Raw genomic sequence first — 11,101 nt, 5'->3', positions numbered from 1 at the left:
TGTTGCCCGAACCGACAGATCCCGCTGCGCATGTGTAACCAGACCTATTGTAAAGATTTCACACTCAAGTTTTTGTCCAGCCAATACTGGTCGTCGTGAAAACCGAACTGACTGGGTTGATAAACTCCTACCGTGTCTACATTGGCTTTTTCAGGAACCGGGAGGTCAAGGCTCCAAAAAACACTGTTGACCATCATCCGGCGTGTGCCCTCGGTCAAAAGGTCGGTGGCAGCCCCCATAGTAGTGGCAAATACTTTTCCTGTCCGCCCTCCCGGAATCTGGTAGCTTTTCACCCATGCTACAGGCATCATTGGGGCGTTTTTGGTGATTGTCTTTTCGTTCCCCTCTTTGTCTTTTTCCACCTCAACGCCAGCTACTTCATTGTCGGTAAAGCGCATCCCGTACAGGACATCATCTTCTGCATACTCACCTGCCCTATTGACCACCTGCCCCAGCACAATAGGTTGTGAATCACCCGGCAGAGGCAACCGCACGCCATATACATCGGTTGGCCCCCATACTTCTCCTTCCCCGATGTCACTGAGAATGGGATGCCCCACGGTATCCGAGGCTACCACCCCACGGGTACTTTGATGTTTGTGGTTGCCATGGTGTGAAATCCATTTTTCTCCCAGCACCAGGCGACCAAAGCCACCCTGCCATTCACCTTCGGCATCGTAGTAATTTCCGTAATGCTTCCAGTTCGAGGCAGAATCTGCCGCCGTAAAATTGAATGCATGGGTAGCCGTTCTCATGCCAATCACCGGCTTTCCACTTTTTAAATAGTTGTCGATGTACTGCATTTGCTGATCTGGCAAAGCACGAAAGCGGGTGAAAATGACCATCAGATCGGCGGTATCAAGGGCCGCCATCCCTGGTATGTTGCGCACATAGTTGGGGTTAACTATTCCAGGCATGGCTGGATCCTGTGCGAACAGAACTGTACAGTTGAATCCATGGCGTGAAGAAAGAATTTTCGCCAGTTGAGACAAAGCCTCCTCCGAACGGTACTCTTCATCACCAGAAATTAGCACCACCTTTGGCATGTCGGTTCGGCCTTCATAGGTCAACCACTCTTTCGTTTGTTCAGCCTGGTCAGGCTCGGTATTGGTTTTGCATTTAGCACATAGGAAAAGGATAACAAGCGCAAAAGCATAACGGGAAAATTTCATCTTCAAACAGTTTAGGTATTGCAACAAAGAAAACAGAACGTTCAAAGTAGCACTTTTCTCCGAACACTTCACTGCCGTTCATAGCAGTTTTTGAGATAAAAACCGACCGCATCAAATCACAGGAGGGAGACTACTACCCGGCTTGATACAATCAAATCTCTTTTATAACCACCTTGATCTTTGCGGCAGCTACCCTCGCCCTTCCCACAGCATCTTTGCCAGTAGCCAGCACCACCGCCATGCGTCGATAAGGTCTGGTAGTGGGCTTGCCGAAAATGCGCACATCGATGTCAGGCTCGGCCATGGCTACCTCCACACCTGTATACGTCGGTGCCACTCCATCTTTCGAGGCTAGCACCACCGCACTGGCACCCTCTGTCACTTTGATGTTGGGGATGGGCAAACCCAGAATTGCCCTGGCATGTAAGTCAAACTCACTGAGGTTTTGACTGATGAGCGTTACCATGCCTGTGTCGTGAGGCCTGGGACTGAGCTCACTGAAGATCACCTCGTCTTTGGTAACGAAAAACTCCACGCCAAAGATGCCCACTCCACCCAGGTCGTCGGTCACTGCTTTGGCCATGGCTTCAGCGTCTTTTCGGAATTTATCTGTCATGGGCTGAGGCTGCCAGCTATACTGATAGTCGCCCCGCTCCTGCACATGGCCGATAGGGTCGCAGAATAACGTCGGGCCATTCTTCTGCTTTACCGTAAGCAATGTTATCTCGTAGTCGAACTTGATAAACTCCTCCACAATCACCCGCTGGCGGTCGCCTCGCATGCCAGCGCAGGCATAGTCCCAGCTGTTTTGGATGTCATCAGCGGTTTGAGCTACACTCTGCCCCTTGCCACTGCTGCTCATCACCGGCTTGATCACCACTGGAAATCCAATTGTTTTAGCTTCTTCCATCAGTTGCTCAGCAGACTCCGCATAGGCGAAGTGAGCGGTGCGAATGCCGAGACCTGCTGCCAGGTCACGGATGCGGTCACGGTTCATGGTCATGTTCACTGCACGGGCACTTGGCACAATGTTTCTGCCCTCTTTTTCCATTTCCACCAGCACCTCCGTGCGGATGGCTTCAATTTCCGGCACGATCAGGTCCGGTTGATGACGTTCAACGGCTTCTCTGAGTTTGTCAGCATCCAGCATGCTGAATACTTCGTTTTCATCGGCCACCTGCATGGCTGGCGCTCCTGCATAGCTATCGCAGGCCACCACGTAGCAGCCCAGCCTTTTAGCGCTGATGACGAATTCTTTACCGAGCTCTCCAGAGCCGAGAAGGAGTATTTTTTTCATGGGTTCAGACTAATCAAGATCAGGCTTATATTCCAAAATGTCATATTCAGCAACACCTGAGAGCTTTTGGCAACCATGGAAACCACCCACAATTCCGCCAATCAGCATGTATTCAACACCATGTTTGTTTAGAGCAGAGCAAGTGTGCTGGAGTGACTCTCTGATTTCATTAGAAATCATTTGGCTTCTTTTAGTTCAATCCATAGGATGTCTGAGGAGTCATCTTTCAAGTCTTTATTGGCGGCCTTTAAAGCAGCATAAAAATCCATCAGATCAAGTACTCTTGCCATGGCTTCATCGTCTGATAGAGACTCTAATTTTGATTGAGCCTTCTTCCTGGTAATGTCCCTGTATGTTATCACCTCATCCATATTCAAATATACTGAGAATTCTCTTATACAAGACTTTGGTACTTTCCCCTACCCACTGTTGCAAAATCTTTTTTGATCAGCATCCCAGCCTTTTGGCACTGATCACAAATTCTTTTCCGAGTTCTCCAGAGCCGAGAAGGAGTATTTTTTTCATGAGGGGTGTAGTGTTTATTTGTCCGTGTCTCTCTAAACTTCGTGGAATTCGAACTTCTGAATCTTATCAAACTCCGACTGTTTCTCGGCATGCTCCTTCCTTAAATCATACTCTCGCTGCAAATTCATCCAGAACTCTTCTGTGGTGCCAAAAAATCTACTTAGACGAATGGCAGTGTCTGCGGTAATTGACCTCTTACCACCCATAATCTGGCTAATTCTCGTTTGCTGAACACCTATTTCTTTCGCCAGGCGGTAAGCCGTGAGCCCCATTGGCTCAAGAAATTCCAGTTGCAAGATTTCACCTGGGTGAATATTGTTAATTGTTTTCATACCTGACACTTCTTTGTCAATCAGTTTCAAATTTATTAATAATCTTGAGGCTCCGAACTTTTCACCCCCTCTTCTTCCTTATCATTCATCAACTTTTACTCCGTACAAAACCATACATCCCCATGAACCAACAAGAACTTTTTATCAAAATGGCCCTGGACGCCTGGAATATTCAAATTGAACGCACTAACAAACTTTTTGATAGCCTGAGCGACGAACAAATTGCCTCAGAAGTAGCTCCAGGCAGAAATACCGGCACTTACCTGCTTGGCCACCTCGCAGCCGTGCATGACAATATGCTTCCACTGTTAAGTATCGGAGAAAAGCTCTATCCCGAACTCTATGAGCCCTATGTAAGAACCCCGGATAAGTCAGGTCAGAAGACACCTATTCCAGAATTAAGAGCAGCCTGGAATAAAATAAACTCAGCGCTTTCCACAGCATTTGAAAAGTTTTCAGCCGACGATTGGTTTACCAGACATACGGCTGTGACTGAAGAAGATTTTGCCAAAGAACCACACAGAAACAAGCTAAACCTGGTGATGAACCGGACAGCTCACTTAGCCAACCATTTAGGGCAGCTGGCATTTTTGAAACCGAGAGGATAATCCTTCAACTATTCCTGAGCCCCCCTTGGGAGGCTCTTGGATCAGTCATTGGAAAAGGTGAGGAAAAGATTAAATTTGATATATGAAACAGCTGGTGATCAACATCCCTGACTTTGTTAACCTCGATGAAAAGGAGGTAGCAATGACTCTTGCCTCTAAATTGTACGAAGAAGGAAAGCTTTCTCTAGGTCAAGCAGCTGAATTGGTTGGTATATCAAAAAGAGCTTTTGCCGAAATGTTGGGCAAGTACAATGTTTCTCTTTTCAACTACCCTCCCTCTGACCTGTCAAGGGATGTGAAAAATGCCTAAAGTAGTCGTATCTGATACAAGTTGTTTTATTGCTCTATCAAATATTGGTAAGTTAGAAATCCTCCAAAAGCTTTACGGGCAAATTTATTCCTCTGAAGAAGTAGAAGCTGAGTTTGGCGAGAAGCTTCCTCCCTGGATCAATATATTAGCTGTGTCTGACAAACAAAAGCAACAAATGCTTGAGTTTCAGGTAGACAAGGGTGAAGCCAGCGCTATTACGCTGGCATTAGAAATAGATGCAAACCTTATAATCCTGGATGACTACAAAGGCAGGCTTGCGGCGGAAAAACTAGGACTGGAGATAACGGGAACTCTTGGAGTGATTATTAAAGCAAAGAAAAAAGGCATCATTTCAACTATTAAGCCTTTGTTGGAATTATTGAAAAAGAGTGCCTTTCGGCTTTCTGACAGCCTCATTGAAGAAGCTTTAAAGGAAGCTGGAGAACAGTAACAAAACTCACTTCACTAGCTCTGCAAAACTCCAAACATTAATATACATGGAAACGCATTAGCTAATTGCTAATTATATTGGTTTTTAGTATGTTTGAAAACTAAAATAATTAGCTTTTATAAGCAAATGAGACTCCATGCAACAGAGCAGGGCTGACATACTTTCCTCTTTACAATCCGACATTCTCCGGCTACAGGGGTTCAAGTCGCCGGGGAATACCACCGCCCGACTGAACCTGGGGCTAATGGATGCGGCATTCCCTCATGGTGTCTTCCCTTTGGGAGCTATCCACGAATTTCTTCCTGCAGGTGAAGAAGACATTGCAGCGACCAGCGGTTTTGTAGCTTCTCTCCTGAGCAATGTTACAGGTGCTAATGGAATAGCTTTATGGATTAGCACTTCCCGAGCACTCTTCCCGCCTGCCCTGAAGACCTTCGGAATCTCTCCTGAAAGGTTCATCTTTATTGACCTGAAGAAAGAAAAGGATGTGTGGTGGGCGGTGGAAGAAGGTTTGAAATGTACTTCCGTTGCCGCTGTCGTAGGTGAAATGCCCACCCTTGACTTCACCTCCTCCCGCAGGTTGCAGCTCGCAGTAGAAGAAAGCTGCGTCACTGGTTTTGTGATCCGGCCTTATAGTCAAAAATTAACAACAACAGCTTGTGTATCCCGCTGGAAAATAGCCTCTCTGCCCGGCGAGGTTGTTGACGACCTTCCCGGTGTGGGATACCCACAATGGAGAGTGGAGTTGCAGCGGGTGCGAAATGGCAAGCCGGGTGCCTGGGATGTAAAATGGATGGAAGGCCAGCTAAAAACAGTAACTGAGAAAGTGCTACACCGTTTTGAACTGGAAGAACGAAAAGCAGGGTGACCATGGGCAAGAGATTTGTTTCTATATGGTTCCGTTACCTTTCCACGGACTGGTTCTCCCTCCGTCGGCCAGAGCTGAGAAAGATGCCGTTCGTTTTGCGCACACCTTCCCATGGGAGAATGGTGATTTCAGCTTCGAATCCGATGGCCAGGGCCAAAGGCATCAGTGATGGCATGGTGCTTGCCGATGCCAGAGCCGCAGTACCTTCTGTGGTAGCACTGGATGACCGACCGGAACTTACACTCAAACTACTCAGGCGCCTGGGCGAATGGAGCATTCGCTATGCTCCCATTGTGGCTATTGACCCACCCGACGGGCTTCTGCTTGATGCCTCAGGATGCTCCCATCTTTGGGGAGGTGACGCAAATTATCTAACTGACATTGAGCAGAAGCTTGAAACCCATGGCTACCGGGTGCGGGCGGCCATGGCTGACACCATCGGAGCAGCATGGGGTATCGCCAGGTACAGTCGTGGGCCGGGTATCATAGAAAGTGGGGAACACCATGGAGTACTTATGGACTTACCTCCTGAGGCTCTCCGGCTGGAGCCTGAAGCCCTTGAAAGACTACACAAGCTGGGTTTACATCAGCTGCATCAATTCATAAGCATGCCACGTGCCACTCTGCGAAGGCGTTTTGGGGCACAAATGCTGCTGCGTATCGACCAGGCAACCGGTGCCATAGAGGAAAAGATGGAGCCTATACAGCCTGTAGAGCCCTACCAGGAACGACTGCCATGTATGGAGCCTATCGTTACTGCTAAAGGCATAGAGATCGCACTGGAGCGACTATTGGAAACCCTCTGCCACCGGCTAAGACAGGAGCAGAAAGGGCTAAGAACGGCAGTATTCAAAGGCTACCGGGTAGATGGTAAGGTGGTGCAACTAGATATTGGCACCAGCAGGCCAACCCATCATGTCGATCATCTTTTTAAGCTCTTTGAGGTGAAAATATCGACGCTGGAGCCAGCATTGGGCATTGAGCTATTCATTCTGGAAGCTCCTAAGGTAGAAGAACTTCTGCCTGAACAAGAACAGTTGTGGGAAGAAACTGGTGGGCTGGACGATATGCGGCTGTCGGAGCTGGTGGATAAGCTGGCCGGCAAATTTGGTTCTGCTGCGGTGCGCCGTTATTTACCCGACGAGCATTACTGGCCCGAAAGGTCATTCAGGCCTGCTATCTCCTTGCAGGAAAAAGTCAGCACACTTTGGCGGGTGGATAAGTTACGGCCTCTCCAGCTATTGAGCAGACCGGAAAAAATTGAGGTCAGTGCGCCAATTCCTGATTATCCTCCCATGCTTTTCCGCTATAAAGGCAAAGTGCATGAAGTAGCCCGGGCCGATGGTCCGGAACGCATTGAGCAAGAATGGTGGCTTCAGCAAGGTCAACACCGAGACTACTATAGGGTAGAGGACAAAGAAGGGCACAGGTTTTGGCTGTTTCGATCCGGGCACTATGATGACGAAAGTTTTCAGTGGTATGTGCATGGCTTTTTTGCTTGAAATGAGAGCTGCTGAATCCTCTGTTTAACCCCGATCCTAAAGGGAGCCAGAGGGTTCGGAAGCTTCCCTTAAGATCACGAAAAGTGTTTTGAAAAATATGTAAAATCTTAACGTGCCCTACACCGAGCTACAAGTCACCTCCAATTTCAGTTTTCTACGGGGAGCCTCGCACCCGGAAGAGCTGGTGACACAGGCAGCAGCCTATGGCTATTCTGCTATTGCCATCACCGACCGCAACACCCTGGCTGGCATCGTTCGGGCCCACACCGCCACCAGAGGTCTTGCTATTCGCATCATCCCTGCATGCCGTCTCGACTTAAAGGATGGCCCCAGCTTGCTGGCTTTCCCCACTGATATCGATGCCTATGCCCGCTTGTCAGGCCTGCTTACCAAAGGCAACCTCCGCACAGAAAAGGGTAAGTGCGAGCTGTACAAGGCCGATGTTTACGAACATGCTGATGGAATTGAATTAGTGGCCATCCCTCCTTTACAATTGAACGAGTCGTTTGATTTTGACTCGGTTTTTAAATCACAACTAGAGGAATACAGGGAAATCTTTGGTGCCCGGCTCCACCTTGCCGCCAGCAGGCCCTACGATGGCAACGATCTCAAACTGCTTCACCGCCTCAATCAGCTTTCACAAAGACTTGGCATCTCATTAGTTGCCACTAACGATGTGCATTACCACCACCCCACCAGAAGGGAATTGCAGGATGTGGTGACCTGCACCCGAGAAAAATGCACCATTCAGGAGGCTGGCTTTCGCCTTCACCCCAATGCCGAACGTTACCTGAAACCAGCGGATGAAATGCAGCGGCTGTTCCGGGCCTACCCGGAAGCCATTCAGCAAAGCCAGGCGATTGCCGGGAAGTGTCAGTTTTCCCTGGATCAACTAAAATACAGGTATCCAAAAGAAATCACCAGCGAAGGACGCACTCCCCAGGAAGAGCTTATTTATCTGACATGGAAAGGAGCGCAAAACAGGTACCCCGAGGGTGTACCTGCTGAGGTAAAAGGCAATATTGACTATGAGCTGAAATTCATTGACCAGATGAATTACGCAGAGTATTTCCTCACAGTTTACGATATCGTGCGCTATGCCAGAGAGCAACACATCCTCTGCCAGGGAAGAGGGTCTGCCGCCAACTCCACCGTCTGCTACTGCCTGGGCATTACTTCGGTAGATCCCTCCAAGTTCAACCTGCTTTTCGAGCGATTCATCTCCGCCGCCCGCAATGAGCCGCCAGATATCGATGTAGACTTTGAACACGAACGACGGGAGGAAGTGATGCAGTATATTTACAATAAATACGGCCGGGACAGAGCTGCCGTCGTGGCTACGGTTACCCAGTTGCACCACAAAGGAGCCATTCGTGATGTAGGCAAGGTGATGGGGCTTTCTGTGGACACCATCACACGCCTTTCCAGCCTGATTTGGGACTTCAAAGACGAAGGCTTCGACAAAAACCGCATCATCAGTCAGGGTATCAACCCCGATGACCCGACTATTAGAAAAGTACTCGAGCTTACCCAGCAATATATCAGCTTCCCAAGGCAGCTGGGGCAGCATACGGGTGGATTTGTGATCACGGAAGGCAGACTATCTGACCTTTGTCCGGTGCTTAATGCCCGTATGGAAGACCGCACCAATATTGAGTGGAACAAAGACGATATTGAGGCACTTGGCTTTCTTAAAATCGACGTACTGGCCCTTGGTATGCTTACCTGTATCCGTAAAGCTTTCGACCTGGCAAAAAGACATTATGACAAAGACTTTACCCTGGCCAATATCCCGCAGGATGACCCTAAAGTGTATGATATGATTTGCCATGCCGATACAATCGGTGTGTTTCAGATCGAAAGTCGTGCACAGATGTCGATGTTACCCAGACTCAAACCCAGGTGCTTTTATGACCTGGTGATAGAAGTGGCTATCGTTCGTCCTGGGCCTATTCAGGGTGATATGGTGCACCCTTATCTGCGCAGGCGCAACGGTGAGGAGAAAGTGGACTACCCATCCGAAGAGCTCAAAGAAATCCTTGGACGAACGCTTGGAGTACCCCTCTTTCAGGAGCAGGCAATGAGCATTGCCATTGTAGCCGCTGGCTTTACCCCTGCCGAAGCGGATGAGCTACGGAGAAGTATGGCTACGTTTAAAGCAAAGGGCAAAGTGTCGTATTTCCACGACAAGCTGGTCAATGGAATGACAGCTAAAGGGTATACGAAAGAATATGCTGAACGTGTATTCAAGCAGCTCGAGGGCTTCGGCAGCTATGGCTTCCCTGAAAGTCACGCAGTGAGCTTTGCATTACTGGTTTATGTTTCTTCATGGCTCAAATGCTACTACCCCGATGTGTTTGCCTGCGCCATTCTCAATAGCTTGCCAATGGGGTTTTACCAACCTGCGCAATTAGTCACCGATGCGAGAAATCATGGCGTTAAAGTGAAGCCGCTCGATATTAATCATTCGGAATGGGACTATGCACTGGAAGAAAAAGAAGGTAAATTTTGTGCTTTAAGGCTTGGTTTTCGACAGGTAAAAGGGCTGAAAGAGGAAGACATCCAGCTCCTGGCGGCTGGCCGGGAACAAGCTTACACCAGCGTGCACGAACTACGGGAGCTAGGCCTCTCAGAAAGCGCCCTGGAACGGCTGGCCGATGCCGATGCTTTCCGATCCATTGGGCTGAACCGGCGACACGCATTGTGGGAAGTTTCTACCAAAGATCACCTACACAAAGCTTTGTTCTCCGCACAACAACAAAATGAGCACGAGCAAAAGGTTGACCTTCCTGAAATGCAACTGTCCGAACATGTAATACAGGACTACGCCTCCACTTCTCTTTCCATTAAAGCTCACCCAGTCAGCTTTCTACGGGAACAACTCAAACGATTGGGCATTACCCCCAACCGTGACCTCTCCGGCGCAAAGGACCGTGATTTGGTAAAAGTAGCAGGGTTGGTATTGGTACGTCAGCGACCCGGCACGGCCAGCGGCATTTGCTTTATTACCATTGAGGACGAAACTGGCATAGCCAATCTGGTGGTATTCAAAAAGCTTTTCGATAAGTATAGAAAAGAAATCATTCAATCGAAGTTGCTAATGGTGGAAGGCCAGCTACAGAAAGAAGGTGAAGTAATTCATGTGATTGCCAAACGACTTTTCAATCTTTCAGGAATACTACAGCAGCTAACGGCAAGACAAAAGCAAGAATTGTCGTTGAAGCCGATGTCCCGTTCTGATGAAACGACGGTTCCGTATTCGCAAATAAAGCCAGCGCCAAAGCAAGAAGTGGTGCAGGGGAAAATCTTTCCTGAGGGGAGGAATTTTAGATAGTGGAGAAAGAATAGGCTTGCCTCAGAGTTCCTTTCAGGAGACCATGAGAAAATCAAATTCAAATGCCTGTCAGACAAGTTTACTTATTGATTGTCGATTATCCGCTGTGGATCCATCCTGGTTGGGAAAAAGTCCGTGACATAAACTGTCGACTCTTTCTCTTTGATGTAGTAGATGATCTTTATCTCGAAATACCTGGTTTCCTTATAAAGTATAAATCTAAAATCTTCTTCAGCCCCAAGGAGGTATTTCTCTCTTCGGCCTCTGGCGGGTTTACTGGATAATGTACTGGCAGTCTTTATGATATTTTCATCAATTCTACTAGCCCGCTCAAAAGTAAAGTTATCGTACAAGTAGGATAAAACATGCTCCTGATAACGGATAGTGGCAGGTCTGGCGATGACTATTTTGTATAGTTTTCCTTCGCCCATTCCTTATTTTTCTGGCTAAACTCATCTAAAGACAATACATTTCCTTTGCTTATTGCTTCAAGAGATTCTTGCGCCCTGGTCTCCATCTCTGCTTGTGTGATCAACTGATCCATGCGCTCCAAAGTAGATTTTTTTTGCACTTGCATCACACGTTCAATAAGACCTAATTTAAGCGTTTCTGCTTTCATGATGTGTGGTTCTCTTATGACCTATTGTAAAACTACCATTTTGCATTCAGTTTATCATCGCCATAACCAATAGAACTGTGAAT

The 11,101-nt window shown here is 48.0% G+C and carries 13 protein-coding genes; 6 read left to right on the top strand and 7 right to left on the bottom strand.

The genetic code is table 11. The features are described from left to right. Positions 1-44: 44 nt before the first annotated feature. From RIF36_RS10480 to RIF36_RS10460, 5 genes are all read right to left on the bottom strand, one after another. Positions 45-1,172 carry a ThuA domain-containing protein gene (locus RIF36_RS10480; protein WP_350128871.1) on the bottom strand — a complete coding sequence of 376 codons (1,128 nt, stop codon included), beginning with the start codon at positions 1,170-1,172 and terminating at the stop codon, positions 45-47. A gap of 151 nt (positions 1,173-1,323) precedes the next feature. Continuing rightward, complete coding sequence (gene purT / locus RIF36_RS10475) at positions 1,324-2,469, bottom strand: formate-dependent phosphoribosylglycinamide formyltransferase (RefSeq protein ID WP_350128874.1); 1,146 nt, start codon at positions 2,467-2,469, stop codon at positions 1,324-1,326. A 9-nt stretch (positions 2,470-2,478) separates the two neighbouring features. Continuing rightward, complete coding sequence (locus RIF36_RS10470; protein WP_350075307.1) at positions 2,479-2,649, bottom strand: hypothetical protein; 171 nt, start codon at positions 2,647-2,649, stop codon at positions 2,479-2,481. Next, the gene (locus tag RIF36_RS10465) at positions 2,646-2,840 is read right to left on the bottom strand and encodes a hypothetical protein (protein ID WP_350075309.1); all 195 of its coding nucleotides are present in this window, start codon (positions 2,838-2,840) and stop codon (positions 2,646-2,648) included. Before RIF36_RS10465 ends, RIF36_RS10470 begins: the two co-directional genes overlap by 4 nt. Before the next feature lie 186 nt (positions 2,841-3,026). Then, complete coding sequence (locus RIF36_RS10460; protein ID WP_350128878.1) at positions 3,027-3,326, bottom strand: HigA family addiction module antitoxin; 300 nt, start codon at positions 3,324-3,326, stop codon at positions 3,027-3,029. A gap of 122 nt (positions 3,327-3,448) precedes the next feature. On the opposite strand from RIF36_RS10460, the gene RIF36_RS10455 reads away from it, so the two are divergent. The 6 genes from RIF36_RS10455 (at position 3,449) to RIF36_RS10430 (ending at position 10,399) form a co-directional block, all read left to right on the top strand. Beyond that, positions 3,449-3,934, top strand: a complete 486-nt coding sequence (locus RIF36_RS10455; RefSeq protein WP_350128881.1) for a DinB family protein — start codon at positions 3,449-3,451, stop codon at positions 3,932-3,934. 82 nt (positions 3,935-4,016) lie between these two features. Continuing rightward, a complete protein-coding gene (locus tag RIF36_RS10450; protein ID WP_350070855.1) occupies positions 4,017-4,244 on the top strand; it encodes a UPF0175 family protein in 228 nt (75 codons plus the stop codon). Then, positions 4,237-4,695, top strand: coding sequence for a PIN domain-containing protein (locus RIF36_RS10445; protein ID WP_350128884.1), 459 nt, complete (start codon positions 4,237-4,239; stop codon positions 4,693-4,695). Before RIF36_RS10450 ends, RIF36_RS10445 begins: the two co-directional genes overlap by 8 nt. 136 nt (positions 4,696-4,831) lie before the next feature. Then, entirely contained in the window at positions 4,832-5,563 is a 732-nt protein-coding gene (locus RIF36_RS10440) for an ImuA family protein (RefSeq protein ID WP_350128887.1), read from the top strand. A 2-nt stretch (positions 5,564-5,565) separates the two neighbouring features. Next, positions 5,566-7,065, top strand: a complete 1,500-nt coding sequence (locus RIF36_RS10435) for a Y-family DNA polymerase (RefSeq protein WP_350128890.1) — start codon at positions 5,566-5,568, stop codon at positions 7,063-7,065. Positions 7,066-7,177: 112 nt separating this feature from the next. Beyond that, positions 7,178-10,399 carry an error-prone DNA polymerase gene (locus tag RIF36_RS10430; RefSeq protein ID WP_350128893.1) on the top strand — a complete coding sequence of 1,074 codons (3,222 nt, stop codon included), beginning with the start codon at positions 7,178-7,180 and terminating at the stop codon, positions 10,397-10,399. Positions 10,400-10,482: 83 nt separating this feature from the next. Here RIF36_RS10430 and RIF36_RS10425 read toward each other — a convergent pair whose 3' ends face one another. Next, the gene (locus RIF36_RS10425; RefSeq protein WP_350128895.1) at positions 10,483-10,830 is read right to left on the bottom strand and encodes a type II toxin-antitoxin system RelE/ParE family toxin; all 348 of its coding nucleotides are present in this window, start codon (positions 10,828-10,830) and stop codon (positions 10,483-10,485) included. Next, positions 10,803-11,018, bottom strand: coding sequence for a hypothetical protein (locus tag RIF36_RS10420; protein WP_350128898.1), 216 nt, complete (start codon positions 11,016-11,018; stop codon positions 10,803-10,805). The genes RIF36_RS10425 and RIF36_RS10420 overlap by 28 nt, the downstream gene beginning before the upstream one ends. Positions 11,019-11,101: the final 83 nt, after the last annotated feature.

The organism is Imperialibacter sp. (assembly GCF_040222815.1).
Classification (GTDB): Bacteria; Bacteroidota; Bacteroidia; order Cytophagales; family Cyclobacteriaceae; genus Imperialibacter.
The sequence above is the reverse complement of the archived record's forward strand: the minus strand, read 5'-3'. Positions and strand labels throughout refer to the sequence as shown.